The organism is Bradyrhizobium sp. 197 (assembly GCF_023073375.1).
GTDB lineage: Bacteria > Pseudomonadota > Alphaproteobacteria > Rhizobiales > Xanthobacteraceae > Bradyrhizobium.
On sequence record NZ_JADPJJ010000119.1, the window covers coordinates 1 to 16,265 of the forward strand.

At 58.8% G+C, this 16,265-nt stretch carries 10 protein-coding genes and 9 pseudogenes; 12 read left to right on the forward strand and 7 right to left on the reverse strand.

The window, feature by feature from the left end; genetic code table 11:
* From IVB27_RS27035 to IVB27_RS27050, 4 genes and pseudogenes are all read left to right on the forward strand, one after another.
* A partial coding sequence (locus tag IVB27_RS27035) for a transposase (protein WP_247446177.1) occupies positions 1-145 on the forward strand: 145 nt, incomplete at its 5' end.
* A gap of 11 nt (positions 146-156) precedes the next feature.
* Positions 157-672, forward strand: a pseudogene (locus tag IVB27_RS27040) (transposase); the annotation flags it as partial.
* Positions 673-824: 152 nt separating this feature from the next.
* A pseudogene (locus tag IVB27_RS27045) lies at positions 825-1,821 on the forward strand (IS110 family RNA-guided transposase); the annotation flags it as partial.
* A gap of 85 nt (positions 1,822-1,906) precedes the next feature.
* A pseudogene (locus tag IVB27_RS27050) lies at positions 1,907-2,162 on the forward strand (transposase); the annotation flags it as partial.
* Positions 2,163-2,164: 2 nt separating this feature from the next.
* Here IVB27_RS27050 and IVB27_RS27055 read toward each other — a convergent pair.
* Positions 2,165-3,545, reverse strand: a pseudogene (locus IVB27_RS27055) (IS110 family RNA-guided transposase).
* Between the two features lie 228 nt (positions 3,546-3,773).
* Between IVB27_RS27055 and IVB27_RS27060 the strand changes: the two are divergent.
* Positions 3,774-4,532: pseudogene (locus tag IVB27_RS27060) on the forward strand (IS3 family transposase); the annotation flags it as partial.
* Positions 4,533-4,865: 333 nt separating this feature from the next.
* Here the strand turns inward: IVB27_RS27060 and IVB27_RS43745 are convergent.
* Positions 4,866-5,445, reverse strand: a pseudogene (locus IVB27_RS43745) (IS110 family RNA-guided transposase); the annotation flags it as partial.
* 14 nt (positions 5,446-5,459) lie between these two features.
* On the opposite strand from IVB27_RS43745, the gene IVB27_RS27070 reads away from it, so the two are divergent.
* The 4 genes and pseudogenes from IVB27_RS27070 (at position 5,460) to IVB27_RS43750 (ending at position 8,260) form a co-directional block, all read left to right on the forward strand.
* The gene (locus IVB27_RS27070; RefSeq protein WP_524536515.1) at positions 5,460-5,774 is read left to right on the forward strand and encodes an integrase core domain-containing protein; all 315 of its coding nucleotides are present in this window, start codon (positions 5,460-5,462) and stop codon (positions 5,772-5,774) included.
* Between the two features lie 208 nt (positions 5,775-5,982).
* On the forward strand, positions 5,983-6,720 hold the full coding sequence (locus IVB27_RS27075) for a GntR family transcriptional regulator (protein WP_247446131.1): 738 nt from the start codon (positions 5,983-5,985) through the stop codon (positions 6,718-6,720).
* A gap of 655 nt (positions 6,721-7,375) precedes the next feature.
* Positions 7,376-7,648 (forward strand): annotated as a pseudogene (locus IVB27_RS27080) (phage integrase N-terminal SAM-like domain-containing protein); the annotation flags it as partial.
* A 270-nt stretch (positions 7,649-7,918) separates the two neighbouring features.
* A complete protein-coding gene (locus tag IVB27_RS43750; RefSeq protein WP_524536513.1) occupies positions 7,919-8,260 on the forward strand; it encodes a transposase in 342 nt (113 codons plus the stop codon).
* Between the two features lie 61 nt (positions 8,261-8,321).
* Here the strand turns inward: IVB27_RS43750 and istB are convergent, their stop codons facing one another.
* Entirely contained in the window at positions 8,322-9,125 is an 804-nt protein-coding gene (gene istB / locus IVB27_RS27090; protein ID WP_247446132.1) for an IS21-like element helper ATPase IstB, read from the reverse strand.
* A gap of 15 nt (positions 9,126-9,140) precedes the next feature.
* Positions 9,141-10,303, reverse strand: a pseudogene (istA, locus tag IVB27_RS27095) (IS21 family transposase); the annotation flags it as partial.
* Positions 10,304-10,310: 7 nt separating this feature from the next.
* Between istA and IVB27_RS27100 the strand changes: the two are divergent.
* The 3 genes and pseudogenes from IVB27_RS27100 to IVB27_RS43355 form a co-directional block, all read left to right on the forward strand.
* A pseudogene (locus IVB27_RS27100) lies at positions 10,311-11,182 on the forward strand (IS3 family transposase); the annotation flags it as partial.
* Positions 11,183-11,525: 343 nt separating this feature from the next.
* Positions 11,526-11,936 carry a helix-turn-helix domain-containing protein gene (locus tag IVB27_RS43350; RefSeq protein ID WP_345946923.1) on the forward strand — a complete coding sequence of 137 codons (411 nt, stop codon included), beginning with the start codon at positions 11,526-11,528 and terminating at the stop codon, positions 11,934-11,936.
* A complete protein-coding gene (locus IVB27_RS43355; RefSeq protein WP_345946927.1) occupies positions 11,882-12,520 on the forward strand; it encodes an IS630 family transposase in 639 nt (212 codons plus the stop codon). The genes IVB27_RS43350 and IVB27_RS43355 overlap by 55 nt, the downstream gene beginning before the upstream one ends.
* Before the next feature lie 584 nt (positions 12,521-13,104).
* Here the strand turns inward: IVB27_RS43355 and IVB27_RS27110 are convergent.
* The 3 genes from IVB27_RS27110 to tnpB all read right to left on the reverse strand — a co-directional run bounded on the left by IVB27_RS27110 (position 13,105) and on the right by tnpB (position 15,429).
* Positions 13,105-13,257, reverse strand: coding sequence for a hypothetical protein (locus tag IVB27_RS27110; RefSeq protein WP_247446133.1), 153 nt, complete (start codon positions 13,255-13,257; stop codon positions 13,105-13,107).
* An 89-nt stretch (positions 13,258-13,346) separates the two neighbouring features.
* The gene (locus IVB27_RS27115; RefSeq protein WP_247446134.1) at positions 13,347-14,603 is read right to left on the reverse strand and encodes an aminotransferase class I/II-fold pyridoxal phosphate-dependent enzyme; all 1,257 of its coding nucleotides are present in this window, start codon (positions 14,601-14,603) and stop codon (positions 13,347-13,349) included.
* Between the two features lie 313 nt (positions 14,604-14,916).
* Entirely contained in the window at positions 14,917-15,429 is a 513-nt protein-coding gene (gene tnpB, locus IVB27_RS27120) for an IS66 family insertion sequence element accessory protein TnpB (RefSeq protein ID WP_345946924.1), read from the reverse strand.
* Positions 15,430-16,265: the final 836 nt, after the last annotated feature.

The following is a 16,265-nucleotide window of genomic DNA, read 5'->3' on the forward strand; positions in this document are numbered from 1 at the left end:
CCTCTATAAAGGGCGCAATGTTATCGAGCGCTGTTTCTGCCGGCTCAAGGATTTCAGGCGTGTTGCTACTCGCTACGACAAACTTGCCAGAAACTTCTTTGCCGCCGTCCACCTCGCCGCTCTCGTCGCTTATTGGATCAATTGAGTCTGAACCCTAGTGGTCATCACAACAGTGCCGACTTGTGGCGTCGCCTCAGGAAATTGGGTTTTAGGGGCTCCGAGCGGGTTGTTAGAGAGTGGGCGACACGCCATCGGCGCGCCGAAACGCCCGATGCTCAAAGTGTACAGCGCGTGCCGTCCGCCAGAACTATTGCCCGCCTGATGACTAATGGCCGCGATGCACTATCAAAGTCTGAGACCGTTACCATCGCGGCAATCGAGCAAGGCGTTCCTCTCCTGGTGGAAGCTCGCGAAACCGCTTTCCACACGACGATCCGCAAGAAGGCTCACGTAGATCTTGACCCTTGGCTGGAAGGAGCATGCGCAAGTCTCGTCGGGTCCTTCGCCAACGGTGTCACCAAAGACAAGGCCGCCATCAACGCTGCGATTAAAACATCTTGGTCCAACGGGCAGACCGAGGGTCAGATTACCAAGCTCAAGCTCGTCAAGCGTCAGATGTACGGGCGCGCCAAGCTCGATCTTCTGCAGGCCCGCTTGATCGGTGCTATATGATCCCGATACACCAAAATTGCGTCAGAGCCCCTTTTGGATGCCGATAGGGGGTCCCAGCCGAACGCCGATCCACATCCGTCGTCTGACCTATTTGCCGCGCACCACGTTTTGACTGACGATCATGGACCGGTTCCATCCAAGGAGGAAAAGTCGTGATCTACGTCGGCCTCGATGTTTCGCTGAATTCCGCTTCGATATGTGCGGTGGACGAGACGGAAAGATTATCCGGGAGGGAACGACGTTGGCGACGCGCCGTCGATTGTGCAGTACCTCGAATCATGGCCTAGTCGAGTTGAGCGGGTGGGCCTGGAGGCAGGACCGACCTCAGAATGGCTAACCGCCAATCTAATCGAACTTGGGCTGCCGGCCGTCAGTTTGGAAGCCCGCCAGGTTAAGGCGGCACTTTCAGCCATGCCGGTGAAGACCGAACGGAACGACGCCCATGGGATCGCACAGGTGGTGAGAACGGGATGGTTCAAGCCTGTTCATGTCAAGAGCATCGGCAGCCAAAGGGCGCGGACATTGGCGACTGCTCGCAAGCATATCGTCCGCTCCATCGCTGCCGCGGAGCAAGTCATCCGAGGACTTCTGCGTCCGCTCGGTCTCAAGACCGGTATCGTCTCGCGGAATCAATCTGTTCGCGACGCGAGTTCGTGAGTTGGTCGGCGGTGACGCCATTCTGGAGGCGATCATGAATCCGCTGCTCGCCGGACGCGAAGCGCTGATGCGGGAGTACGCCCGACTCCATCGTCTGGTTCTGAAGGCCGTGCGCAGCGACCCGGCATGTCGGGTCTTGATGACGATGCCGGTAATCGGCCCGGTTTCTGCGTTGACATTCCGCTCCACGGTGGACGATCCCAGCGATTCCTGCATTCCCAATCCGTGGGCGCCTATCTCGGGTTGACGCCCCGGCGATACCAATCTGGCGAGATTGATCGGGTTGGACGGATCACAAAAGTCGGAGATGGAGAAACGCGCACGGCCCTGTTTGAAGCTGCCAACGTCGTTCTCAGGCCATCGACCCGATGGTCTCCGATGAAGGCTTGGGCGGTGCGTGTTGCACACCGGCAAGGAAGCAAGCGTGCGAAGGTCGCGCCGGCCAGAAAGATGGCTGTCGTCCTTCACCGAATGTGGGGCGATGGAACCGAAAGAGCCGGCTCCGGAAATCTGCACAGGCTTAAGTGGAGTTTCTGCCTGACGACGGGCACGATAGGCCCGCGAATCAGGAGAGACGATGAGCAGACGAGCACGCCGGAATCACTCACCGGCCTTCAAGGCGAAGGTGGCTCTGGCCGCCGTCAAAGGCGATCGGACCATAGCCCAACTGGCCGAGCATTTTGACGTTCACCCCAACAGATTACGGCGTGGAAATCGCAGCTTGAGGGCAATGCTTCCGGGATTTTCGGACCAGGGGCGGGCCGCCGGCTGCGCCTGCAGTCGATGTGAAGTCGCTGCATTCCAAGATCGGAGAGCTGACGCTGGAGAATGATTCCTAAGAAACGGCAGCGACTACTTTCGGCTCCAGGGGCTGGAGAACAAAGCCGAATGCCTTGGCACGCCGATGCAAATTGTTGACCACTCGCGTCCGGTAACGCGTCTCGTAGAACGAGGCCCCTGGATCGACATAGTCCATTCCGTATCGCACAGCATTGTAGAACAGAACTGCGGTCTTGCGGGCCGTGGCGGTCACGGCCTTGGCCTTGCCGATGCGCGCCTGAGAGCCGTGTATAAAAGGCGCCGAGCGCGGTGTCTGTACGACCCACGGTCACGGCAGCTAGGCGCAGAAGTGCCGCCGCCCGGCCGCCGGATCGGCGCGTTCGCGACGAGAGCATTTTGCCGCCGGAGATCTTGTTGCTCGGCGCCAATCCCAGCCAGGAGGTGAAAATGCTTTGCACTTGGCCACGAAGAGAGGTCGTCGCCGCATTCATCGATCAGCTTCAGCGAGAGGTAAGGACCGAGGCCGTCGATAGTGGTGATGTCCTTTCCGAGAAACGCGAACAGCGCCTCGCGGACGCCAAAAGCTGGAGCGTTCGCCTGATCGGTTCGATTCCTACGCCGCGAGACTCGCGGGGCTGGTCCATGGCCCTGACCGCGGTGGAGCCTCAGCTCCTTCAATACGGCTTCGATCCGGGCGTCGCAGGCAGATGCCTTCTCGTGGTAGGCGTCGTCAAGCGCAAGGGCCTGCTCGAGCGCAAACAGATGCTCGGCGCGGCAGCTTCCGGTGAGCGCCTTCGCGATCGTCTCGGCGCTTGAGTAGCAGCTGTAATGGCGCAAGCACGCCAGCGTCTCAGGTCGCTCGCCGGCAAGGATGGCGCGTATGATACGGAGGCGGTCGCGCCGGTGATGTCGGCGACGACGTGGTGCAGCTGAAGATTCATCTCCATCAAGGCCTTCTGCATATGCTGGATCTGTGAGGCCGCGTACTCCAGCAGACGCTTGCGCTGACGCACGTAGGCTCGCAGCTCGGCAATCTGCCCTTTGGGCCAAAAGCTGGCCCGCAGTAACCCGAATGAATGGAGCCGCTGCAGCCATTGCGCATCGCTAACATCGGTCTTTCGCCCCGGCACGTGCTTGGCATCGCGCGCATTGACAAGAAACACGGTAAATCCCCGAGCATCGAGAAGCTCGAAAATCGGAAACCAGTAGACGCTGGTCGATTCCATGACGGCGGTCTCGACGCCGCATTCAGTAAACTAGTCGACCAACCGATGCAGATCGGCCGTGAAGGTACCGAAGCTGCGGACCGACTCGGGTGCGCGATCTGGCCTCACGGCAGCCATGTGCATAGTCGCTCCGACGTCGATGGCAGCCGCGTTTGGGTGCACCATCGGCATCTTACCGTCGTTCCTCGACTTCGCTCTTTTGGGATTCATCTCCAATCCTCCTGCTGACGGCGGCGGAAGGGCTGGGCTGCGCTATTGGTGAGATTCCCAAACGGGATCGCCGGATTGCGTTACCACTCTCAAGTGCGCAACAACCCCTGGACCAGGTTTTTTTAACGGGGTCACGTCCCACCAAAATCGTATCGGCCGCTCCGTTTCGTTCGGCAATCTAGCGCCGGCCGTTTCTATCCCACAGGGGGAGCGCAGCGCCGCGCATAGTTTTTTAGGAGGAGCGCTCACCAAGGCGGGAATGCTGAGCGCAAAGCGATGGTCGACCGTGGACACGATCTGTCGATCACCAGGCAGGCGGAAGTTTTTGAGATCAGCCGCGGCAGCGTTTATTATCTGCCGCGTCTGGTGACGTCTGCCGACCTCGCGATCATGCAGCGGCTCGACCGGCTGCATCTGGAGTTTCCTTTCGCCGGTTCGCGCATGTTGCGAGGCCAAGATCTATCCGTATCTGCTGCGCGGTCTGGCGATCGAGCGGGCCAATCAGGTGGGGCGATGGATATCAACTATATCCCGATGGCACGTGGCTTCGTCTATCTCGCCGCGGTGCTCGACTGGGCGACCCGCCGTGTGCTGTCGTGGCGACTGTCGATCACCATGGAGGCGGCGTTCTGCGTCGAGACGCTGGAGGACGCGATGATCCGTCACGGCAAGCCGGAGATCTTCAACACCGACCAGGGCAGCCAGTTCACCGGGGCGGCCTTCACCGGCGTCCTCGCCAGCCACGGTATCGCGATCAGCATGGACGGCAAGGGCGCCTGGCGGGACAACGTCTTCGTCGAGCGGCTATGGCGCAGCGTTAAATAAGAGGAGGTCTATCTGCGAGCCTACGAAACCGTCGGCGAGGCGCCACATTCGATCGGCCGGTATCTCGACTTCTACAACGCACGAAGGCCCCGTTCGAGCCTTGACGACATGACCCCGGATCAAGCCTACTTCAACCTTCCGCCGCTCCGGGTGGCGGCCTAATCTCGGCAGAGGCTCCACTTATCGACGCGGAAAGTCTGTTCAGACAAGCGGGACCGCTCTAGAGTTCCGATGGACGGCGGCGGCGTAAGGACGCCATCGCCATTCAAAGAGACGCCCGTCGCAGGGCGTGGGATGGTCGAGTTCGCATGATCTGTCGTGGCGTCCGCCTCAAGGCGGCTGACTACGCGAAGAGCTTGAACCGACCATTCAACCGAATCCCATCATGTGGCGGCTTTGCCGACCACGAACAGAAGCAAGGTACCCGCGGCACGCGCTCTTAAGGGATTGACAGAGGCAGACCGAATACAGAAGCAGATCATCGCGGAACTCTCACTCGATGGCTTCAATCTGTCGGTCGACTTTCCTTCATCTGGTTTACAAGCGCTGCCAGCGCCATGCGCGCCGTAGTCGGCAGCGACAACTGATCATCGTCCAACATTTGCACCAAACCATCCACCCTTTGTCGGCCTTGCCCAACAATAACTCCGAACTCTCGGATGGCGCAGATGTCATAGTCCTCTGACGAACCAGCAAGCCTGTTGCTCGATGAAGCATCAAGAAGCCTTGGTTCTCGACGCTCTTGATCGGAACGAACCGCATGTTAGGGCGAGCAACTGCTTCGCAGATTGCGGCCGCATCAGTGGCATCGTTCTTAGCTCCTCGCCGGACGTAGGGCTTTACATATGCCGGCGGAATCAATCTCACATCGTGACCAAGCCGCTGGATCTCGCGTGCCCAGTGGTGCGCGGAAGCACAAGCCTCGATGCCGACCAGGCAGGAACAGTGATGAGAAGAAGGCGATGATCTCACCACGCAGCAGGCGTTGGCGACAGACCACGCGACCTTCGTCATCAACCGCATGGAGGTGAAAAGCGAACTTCGAAATGTCCAACCCAATAGTCGCGATGTTCACTTGATTGACTCCTTCTGCCGCCAGCACATCTGGCACGATATCACCGTCGCCGAGAGAGCGGGGCCGTCTTCCCCATCAACGGCCGGATGCTCGACGAGTTCTTGAACGAAACGCTGTTCTTCGGCCTGGACGATGCACGGAACAAGCTCGCCGAATGGGTCGCCGACTACAACGGCGAACGCCAACACTCTTCGCTGAAATACCAAACACCCGCGGCCTATGCTGCCGCATTCACCGCAACGGGCGATCGGCTGCGCAACCCCGACCAGCTCCGTCGATCGTCCGTTGCTCCACCCGTGCCAACCGGCGTAAAACCCACGAGACTCTAATTACCGCTGGATGAAAGTTCGGGGGCCGGTCACTTGTCGCAGCGCGTTGCGACTGGCCTATCTGCGGAATGTGAAAGCGGCCGCCTTCTTTCTTCAATGAACGCACACGTATATAGTATGCAACGACATTCCCGTGTACGTATCTTTCATCGGTCACGAGGGGAACTCGATGCGAGCTAGACATGGCAATAGCGCTATATTAACGCGAATGACCCCTATAGAAAGCACTCAATTTGCGGCAGAGCAGATCCGGAATGCAATAATTGCCGGGCATTTTAAGCCCGGCGATAGGTTAGTGGAACAGCAACTAATCGAAATGCTAAATGTATCGCGCCATCCAGTCCGCGAGGCGCTGAGGCTTTTGGCGCGAGAGGGATTTGTTGAAATAAAGCTCAACAAAGGTGCATCGGTCACCGCAGTCAACGCGGAGAGCATTGCCGAGGTTTATAATATTCGAATGGCCTTGGGAAGGTTAGCGCTTGATCATATCTTTGCGAATCCGAAGCAAATCTCCCAGAAGTCATTGAAAACGATCGAGAAGCTCGCACAAAATGCCATTAAGTTTTCGGAGTTTGAGGATCAATCAGAGTCAATTCAGAATGATCTTGAATTTCAGCAAGCAATCGTGGACGCGACGGAGCTTCAAAGAACAATGCGCTATTTTTCGGAGCTTACTGGCGATACCAGGCGATTTAACAATTTTTTTTCTGTCGTCTATACCGATCGCAAATGTGACGCTCAAAGGTATATCGTCAAGCTTTTTAAAGCGATCCGTGACGGAAAGCGCGAGGAAGCGCAAAAGATATGGAGCGCGAAATTTCAGAAGGCTCTCGATAGATATCTGGCATTGGTTGCTGGCACTGAGCCTGATGGCGCGGCGCGTCCCCGCGCAAGGGATTCTGACAGCACCCGCACCTCTTCGCGGCGAACCAAAGTCGACGCTTAACTACAGCATGGCTTGAAAACCGTCCCCTTGATGGCCGTTGGCTGTTGTCCCCTGATGTTATTTTTGAATCATATAGTTGGCGTGTCGCCGAGCTGTCGGTTTCCGGTGATTCGCGCGGATGATCGTTTGCCGTAACTTTCCGGCAAGTGTCTCAGGGCGAGCAGGACCAAGTATGCTGCACCATTGAGGACAGTGCCCCACGAACACGGCAACCTCCCCAGGGTCGCTGGTGAGCGGCAGTCTTTCCGTGGAGTGTATTGGTTGATTGAGGCAATCGGTCTTGCAGGGGGATGTCCGGGTGGCTGCACCGCGGTGTTGCTGAGACATCGACGCAAAGATTGGAGATGTGTCAGGTCAAAAGCCGGTCTAAGCTCAAGCCGGTGAGTTTTGATGGTAGAAGGCGGAAGTCTTGTTAGAGCGGGTTGGTCTTCCCGTTCACTGCAGTCTCCATAAGGTGTCGTCCGTGAAGAAGTCCCAAGCCGTTGATTTGGTCCAGAAGTGGCGTTTTGCCGCGACTGGGTTGCCGGAAAGCGGCCCTTTGGAGCGGGATTGAACGAAGCCGCTACCGCGACGTGAACGGCGAGGTGGCGTAGAGCGCCTCCTGCCTGAGAGGATGTGGGTGTTGCAGCCCACCCCCTCAGACAGGAGTATTGAGATGGCCGATTTGAGCCCTCTTCGCCGCCGCATGATGGACGACATGACCGTCCGCAATCTGTCGCTGGCGACGCCGCGATCCTACATCAGCGCGGTTTCGAAGTTCAGCCGTTATTTCGGCAAATCGCCGGATCGGCTGGAACTGGAAGACGTTCGCGCCTTTCAAGTGCATCTGGTCTCGACCGGCATATCATGGCCGGCGCTGAACCAGATCGTCTGTGCGCTGCGGTTTTTCTACGGCGTTACTCTCGGCGAGGCGCTGATCCCGGAACGCCGCTTTGTCCCGTTGAAGTCGCCGAGCAACTTGACTTGCAGGCACTGCACAGAGTTCGCCGTCATTGGTGGCGCAAAGAACCGGGGTCAACAATCAAATCCGAGACTTTTTGCTTGAGCGGGGGCTGTCAGTCCGGCAGGGAGCGGCAGCGCTTCGATTGGCATTTCCTCAGATTCTCTCAGCGCCAAAGGACAACTTATCGCCTCGAGTGATCCAGCTCATTCAAGACTTGGCCGAGGACTGGCCCATCTCGACCGACGAGTCGCGTCAATGACGAAAGAAATCGACGAACTCGCTGATCAAGATCCACACTGTCGCCGCTTAATGAGTGCGCGCGGCGTCGGGCCGATCATCTCAAGCGCGATGGTCGCCGCCATCGGAACCGGTGATGCCTTCCATAAGGGCCGGGACTTTGCAGCATGGCTTGGTCTGGTACCGAAGCAAATCTCGACCGGCGATGGAACCATTCTCGGGCGCATATCGAGGCGCGGTAATCGGTACCTGCGGACGCTGTTCATTCAGGGCGCCAGAGCCGTACTTCTGCAGCGTCAGAGTTGGCCTCGACATGGCTTCGGAGTGAACCGCCCCGGGGTTGCCTGCGCATTTCGGTGATGGTGAGCGGCGATTTCACTCGATGGTGAACCCTCGTTTCGTTTGATCGTGAGCAGATATTTCACACGATCTGAACGGCCGCTTCCACCGACATGGTGATTGGTTCAGGGGTTTGAGGTGGCGTCAGAGTTTGGTTGCGGGCACTCTCCTTTCGCATGCTTTCTCCGGTAAGCTGAAGGCGGTGAGCGTTGTGAACGAGATGGTCCAGGATGGCGTCGCCGAGGGTTGGATCGCCGATGATGTCGTGCCAGTGTTCGACGGGGATCTGGCTGGTGACGATGGTCGAGGCGCGACCGTGGCGATCATCGAGGATCTCGAGAAGGTCGCGCCGTTCGGGCGGATTGAGAACCGACAGCCCCCAATCGTCGAGTATCAGGAGTTGAACGCGGCCGAGGGTTTTGAGCATGCGGCCATAGCGACCGTCGCCGCGCGCGAGGGCGAGAGCCTCGAACAGGCGTGGGACGCGATGGTATTGGACCGAACGATTGTCGCGGCAGGCCTTGTGGCCGAGGGCGCAGGCAATCCAACTCTTGCCGAGCCCGGTTGCCCCGGTGACGAGCAGGTTCTCGTTGCGGTCAATCCAGTCGCCGCCGACGAGTCTGGCGAAGACGGCGCGATCGATGCCGCGTGGCGTACGCGAATCGACGTCTTCCACGCATGCGCTTTGGCGCAACGCGGCGAACTTGAGGCGGGTCGTGAGACGTTTGGTGTCGCGCTCGGCGGCTTCGCGATCGACCAGCAATCCGATGCGTTCCTCGAACGAAAGGGCATTGAGATCCGGTGATCGCCCCTGCTCCTCCAGGGCTTTGGCCATTCCGGTCAAGCCGAGTGCGATCAGCCGTTCATGGGTGGGATGCGTCAGCATTGAGATCTCCATGGGTCAGTGGAAATAGCCCTGACCCCGGATGTTGCGGTGGCGCAGGGGTTGATCGGCGGATGTCTCGTCAGGGAACGCGCGATCAAGGCCGTTCTTGAGGATCGAGCGGATCGAGGCGACGGAGCGAGCCTTGATGAGGATGCCGCGTCGGCAGGCTGCATCGACGCGCGCATGGTCGTAACTTTTGGTCAGCGACAGGATGCCGAGGCAGGTACGAAAGCCTTGCTTGGGATGCGGCCTTGCCGCGATGACGGCCTGGAAAAACGCCGCGGTAGAGGGACCAATCCTCTCGCCGGCCGCGATCAGCCCTCCCCGGCGTCCACTTGCGGTAGCGGCGATGGGCGCTCGGCATGTGATCGGCGATGGTGGTGTGGCCACGCCGGTTGGGCGCACGGGCGTGGCTCACGATCCTCTGACCCTTGTGGAAGATCTCGATTGTCTTGTCGGCGATACGCACATCGACGAGTTCTCGGATCAGCCGATAAGGGGTGGAATACCAATGCCCGTCGATCTCGACGTGGTAGTCGGGGAGACACGGCAACGCTTCCAGCGCGCAAAGGCGTAGGGTTGCTCCGGCAGTTCTCCCAGCTTGGGACGATCGATCTCGGCGAACAGTTCGGCGCGGTCGGTGCCGAAACCGCGCATCTGGCGAGCGTTGAGTTCGACGACCAGCACTCGGATGGCAACATTGAGTTCCGCCAGGGAAAAGAAGCGCTGATTGCGCAGGCGAGCCAGGATCCAGCGCTGCGCGATCTGGACGGCGACCTCAACCTTGGCCTTGTCCTTTGGTCGCCTTGGCCTCGCCGCCAGGATCGCGGTGCCGTAATGGCCGGCCATCTCGGCATAGGTTCGGTTGATTCCAGGATCGTAACGATCGGGGCTGGTCACGGCGGCCTTGAGATTATCGCAGACCACGAACTTCGGCACGCCGCCGAGGTACCTGAACAGGTTGGCATGCACGCCGATCCAGTCGGACAAGATCTCGCTTGGGCAAGCCTCGGCGTAGGTGTAGTTCGAGGCCCCATCGCCGCGACGAACAGCTTCATGGCGCGCACTTCGCCGGTGATGGGATCGAAGATGTCGATGGTGTTGCCGGCGAAATCGACGAACACCTTCTGCCCGCCGATGTGAGTCTGACGCATGCTCGGGCGCGCACGCTGCTTCCAGGGGGCGCATGGGGTCGAGCCGATCTGCAAAGTCTTGCCGATCGCCCCCTCGACCTATCACGCCCATGTGGCCAAGCGGCGGGATCCCGCCAGGCTGTCGGCGCGCGCCAGGCAGGATATTGCGCTGAAGATCGAGGTCCGGCGCGTCTTCGATCAGAACTTCCGCGTCTACGGCGCGCGCAAGGTCTGGCGGCAGCTCAAACGTGAGGGCTTCGATGTTGCCCGTTGCACGGTGTCGCGACTGATGCGTGACATGGGTTTGCAAGGGGTCATCCGCGGCAAATCCGTCAAGACTACGATCAGCGACAAGGCCGCGCCATGCCCGCTGGATCACGTCAACCGCCAGTTCAAGGCGCCAAGGCCGGACGTTCTCTGGCTCTCCGACTTCACCTATGTCGCGACCTGGACCGGCTTTGTCTACGTCGCCTTTGTGATCGACGCCTATGCCCGCAGGATCGTGGGCTGGCGAGCCTCGCGCACGGCGCATGCAGGCTTCGTGCTCGATGCGCTGGAGCAGGCATTGCATGATCGACGGCCGGTCCATCGTGGCGGGCTCGTGCATCATAGCGATAGGGACAGCCATACGTATCCATTAAGTACACCGAGCGCCTGGCCGAAGCCGGCGTGGAGCCCTCTGTCGGCAGCGTCGGAGACTCCTATGACAATGCTCTCGCCGAAATCATCAACGGTCTCTACAAGGCGGAGGTGATCCATCGGCGCGGCCCATGGCGCAGCTTCGAGGCCGTCGAGTTCGCGACGCTGGAATGGGTGGACTGGTTCAACAACCGAAGGCTCCTCGAGCCCATCGGCAACATCCCGCCGGCCGAAGCCGAGCAACGCTACTACGCCATGCTGGAACAACCCGCCATGGCGGCATAACTTAAACCAAACAGCCTCCGGCAAACCCGGGGCGGTTCAGAGCCTGGTTGGAGGCAGCGTCCAAGCGGCTCCACTCCAATGTCTTGGTTGTTGCCCTGGCCGCAAAACTCGCCCGCATGGCCCGGAGCATGCTCGCAAAGGGCCGTGACTACGACGCCAACCTCTTGGGCCGCACCGCATAAGAAACAGGGCCGGAAAGGAAGACCCAAGGTCCGACCAGAAGGCACAATAACCCGCCGAGGTTTGCGAGACGGAAAAGACGAATGGAGAAAGCGGTTCCACCGACACTTCTGAAGCCTAGTACCCACTTTTCTTGGATCGTGAGTCGTGATTCAAGATATGGATGATCCCCGAAGCAAGAGAAGTCCACCTTTCGCGGAAAGATCGCAACGTGCTTGAGGCGTATTGTCGCTCGCCGGTGACGTTGCAGCGCGATTTGAAGCGGGCGCGGATAGTTCTGTTGGCGGCGGACGGGCGCAGCACCCGCTCGATCGCCAAGGAAGTCGGAGTCCAGCCGCGGATTGTCAGCCTTTGGCGGCACCGCTATGCCGATCATGGCCTTGAAGGGCTGCAAGACAAGCCGCGGCCGGGCAAGCAGCCGATCTATACGAAGGCCACCGACGAGCGGATTCTGAAGCTGCTGGATAAGCCGCCCCGCAAGGGTTTGCGCGCTGGACCGGCCCTCTGCTGGCCGAGGCGCTGGGCAATGTTGACGTCCAATATGTCTGGCGTTCCTGCGCAGCCACAAGATTGACCTCGCGGCTCGCAAGTCCTGGTGCGAGAGCAACGATCCGAACCTTACGGCCAAAGCCGCCGATGTTGTTGGCCTCTACGTCGCCCCGCCCGCGAAGGCCATTGTGCTATGCGTGGACGAGAAGCCCTCGATCCAGGCCTTGGAGAGCGCAGGGTTATCTGAAGTTGCCAAATGGCCGCGCCTTGACCGGCCAGAGCCACGATTACAAGCGGCATGGCACCACAACATTGTTTGCAGCGCTCGAAGTCGCCACCGGAAAGATCATCGCGGCTTATTCAAAACGCCGTCGCCGCGTCGAGGTCCTCGACTTCATGAACAGCGTCACCGCGGCCTTTCCGCGCCGAAAGCTTCACGTCATCCTCAACACCCACAAGAAAAACGAGGACTGGCTCAAGGCCCACCCCAACGTGCAATTTCATTTCACGCCGACGAGCGCGTCCTGGCTCAATCAGGTCGAGGTATGGTTCTCGATCTTGCAGGGGCAGTCACTTAGCGACACCTCCTTCACAAGCCTCAAGCAGCTTCAGGAACACATCGATGCCTACGTCAGCGCGTACAACGACAAAGCCGAGCCCTTCGTCTGAACCAAGAAAAAGGTCCGTCAACGCCCTTTCAAGGGCCGCCGTATCACTCAGCTCTGATTCCGGATACTAGATCGATCTGGAAGGAAACGTCTGAGATACACCTATAAAAACAGTCTACGTGTCAACTTTGTCGCACTTCGGGTTGACAGCGGCGATATTTCCATCGAGCTGGACAATATAATGTTGTTGAGGATGCTCTTCGCGAGACTCGGCTTCGATGTAGCACCGACCACCGCAACTCCCCGCGGTTCGAAGAGGGATTGAAGACTACGTTGATTGCTGGTCGCTTCCAACTTGTCTAGGGCAGGCCGGGAGATCTGTTTTGTACCGCTCATTCCTTGCACGATAGTCTTCTCGTTAGCCTTGGGCATGTAGGTCCTCGCAACGCAGAAAGCTGAAGTGGGATCAAAGGTGTCAGACATCTCCCGGAGGCGACGCGAGGGTCGGAACAGAGTCAGAAGCCAGCGAGCGCGTACGACCTTGTCGCTCGGTGCAGCTAGGCTGTTCAGTGCCAATTTGTCGACATTAGCGCTGTCCAGTAGAAACGGAACTTCGTTAGTTTCGCAGCATTCAGTCCTCCTTTTTCATTTGGTGTTACCAACTCTCAATAACAAGCGCGTGACAGCGGCGTCTAAGCCTTGAGCTTCTGATCCGTCTTTAAGAAGACGCTCTTGTTCTTTACCCGGAAAACCTCGTTTTGCTGTCAGGTGCAGGCTGTTGCGCGCCGCCTTCAGCATTGAGCAACTTCCATCTTTCCGTCTGCATCAATCAGCAGTATGTTGTTCCCATCCAACAGTTTATCAATTCGTCCGCGCGATTCATTAAATCACCCCAGAGGGTAAGGCTTTCCGGTCGTTTCTTCTACTTTTTCCAGAATGCAGTCGCATAACCGCTCTATGTCATGAGCTTGGTGCTCCGCTGTAATGCACAGCCGAATCGCTGCTTTCCTTCCCCCGGCGGCAGGTAAGAACATGGCCAGGGTATCGAAACCAAAGTCGAAAAGTCCTTTTGCGATTGCAATCGCATTGGCCTGCGATCTAACGGAGACCATTCTGATCGGAACCGAACTGCCCTCGGCAAAGGTCGCAACGCGGCGATCAAAGAAGGCGATACGCTCCACAAGTTGTTCCTGCCGCCGACCTAGTTCTGCTGAACGGTGAATTTTACATGACGCAAGCGCCGCACCAACCGCCGCTGGGTTGGGCGATACCGAATATGAATCGAGAACATAGGATCCACGGAACAATTTCTCGTGGTGGGCCGCTCCAAGCATTAGCATTCCGCCGGAAGCGCCGAAGCCTTTAGCCAGCGAGCCCGCTATGATCGTTCGCTCACCGAGAATTTGGAGGAACTGAGACCGAGCGAATCCTTCGCCATGGCGGCCGCACGTCGAAATGCCGTGCGCATCGTCGATATAGAGAAAGAGCCCATAACGTTCTTGGAGTTGACGAAGTTCCTTGATCGGCGAATAACCTCCCGTGCAGTAAACGCCATCGCATACATAGGCTACCACGGGATGCTCGCAGCACAAGCGTTCGAGAGCGTCGATGTCGTTGTGGTCGATCGTCCTTACCTGCGCTTCATCAGCCACCGGCTTGTAGCGAGCGAGCGAAATGCACGCAAGGCTATCGAATACTACGACCGGCTTCTTACCTCCCGTCAACTGACCCGAAGCAAGGAGTAGCATGGCGCCAAGATTGGCTAAGATGACACTGGAAAAGACAAGCACACGCGCGCAGAACATCTCAGACAGGTTTTCTTCAAGTTCCGTGAGAAGATCGAAATTGTATTGCCTTTTGGCATAGGAAGAATGCAATGACTGCTGCGCTTCAATCGCTTCGATCGCGCCAGCGGCGATCACCGGATGAGTATCGAGCCCCAGATAGGAGGAGCCTACGAAGTCAATTATGTCGCGAGGACGATCAGGTGGAGAGTCGTCACGAGCAAGGACCCGTTTGGCTGCGGCACGTCCATTGCTGGCTATGACATTAGGTCGACGGGCTGCATCGAAATACGGATCGCTGATTCGCAAGCATTCAGTCAGGCGACCGGCATATGAGGGAACGATTCGCTGTGGTTGCACTCTATCCTCCATTCTGACGAAGGGAGCCCGCCTCAGCCCGTACCTGCTCAAGGGCTGGCAAAAGCTAGGCGGAAATGGCGGTTTCTGCACAAACCACTGGGCTAGATCGATTGGCCATTCGTCAGGCCAACTAAACCACTGGTTACCCACTTGGTCAGCTGCCAAGTCAGATAGGGCCATCTAAAGTAAGAGGTGTCTCCATGGCCCGCTCCGAGCCATCCGCGCGATTTCTGAAGTCCACGGGTTGGGTCGCAATCAGGCGCGCGGGTGGCCTCAGTATGAACGTGTCCGTCGGAGCGACAAACCACGTCACTCAGCACAGCAAGGCCAGTCGTTCCGCGCACCTCCACCCGTGCACCCAAGAACTCAACCGTAACAGCCGCTGGTAGCGACGATTCCGATACCTAAGGCACAAACGATAATGTATCCGCCGAAGCCGTAGCTCGCTCTGTGGCCGCCACGTATGCTGCGGGTTCCGCCAGTCGATCGCCTCCAGCAGATAACTCATCTGCGCCGCGCTCAGCCCCACCACACCGCTCACCGTGACCGGCCAGACAAAACGGCCACGGTCCAACCGCTTTGCATAGAGCGACAGTCCAACTCCATCGTGCCACAAGGCCTTGCGACCCGCGCACAAGCCAGATTGTTCGCTTTGAGGGCTGATCGGCTCGCGACAGAACGCGCGACGCCATGTCATCAGCAACGAACGTGATATGCCATGGCGCCGCGCTGTCGACGATATCGCGCGCGGCGCTTGAAAGCTCTCGGTCACGATCCGCAGCTTCTCGTCATCCGACCAGGGCCGCCGGCGGCCAGTCTCGATCACCTCAAGCCGTTCAAGCTGAGTACTGCGCTTATGGCTGTCCAGAAGGACTGTTACGCACCAATTGGACTAATCCAACAAGGCAGCCTTACCGGAGGGAGACGCATTGTCGGCATCCTTGCCGAAGGTAACGGTGCTCCCAGGACTGCGCACAACAATCTGACGGACGCTGAACCATGCACGGTTCCTAGCGCAAATTGGCGGGATGCACTGGATGAAGGTACGTCGAGCGGTTGTGAAGCGCTCGCAATCCCTGGGTGACAACTTGCGCGGAATCGGGCCCTGTTTGGCTTTGGCGGCGACTCTGCACTGAGGGGGCGGCAATGACGCTGGTTGTTGCAGCTTCCGAAGACCCTTCTGGTCGGCAGAGCGGCAGGCGATCGAGGCAGAGAACAGCCGCGTCGCCCTCCGAAATTGCAACACTGACTGCGGCGCACGCCAACTCTCGCCGCGGTCAACAAGGCTGTCGACGCGCGGCTTGTGGAACTGATGGCGGTCGTGAAGACTTTGGAGCGCACGCTTTATGGGACGCGCTCGTAGTGCAGAGTGAGAGGCCGAGCGATGAGCGCAGATTGCCTTCGCATAGACGAGATCACCACCGGAGTCGCGGCCATTGAACCGCACTGGCCAAGGCAGGCGGCGAGGACACGCCGCACGCGCGCCGCGGCCGCGCAAGGAGTCCGGCGCGCATCTGGAGCGGGTCGAGATCGTTGCCGAGCACAACGTGCCCCCTGGGCGAGACGCATCGAAATGCTTGGACATGACGCGGCGAAGTTGCGCCTGATCGTGACGCCGCCCGAAATACGTCTACCCCAACCATGATGGCGTACTTCAGACCT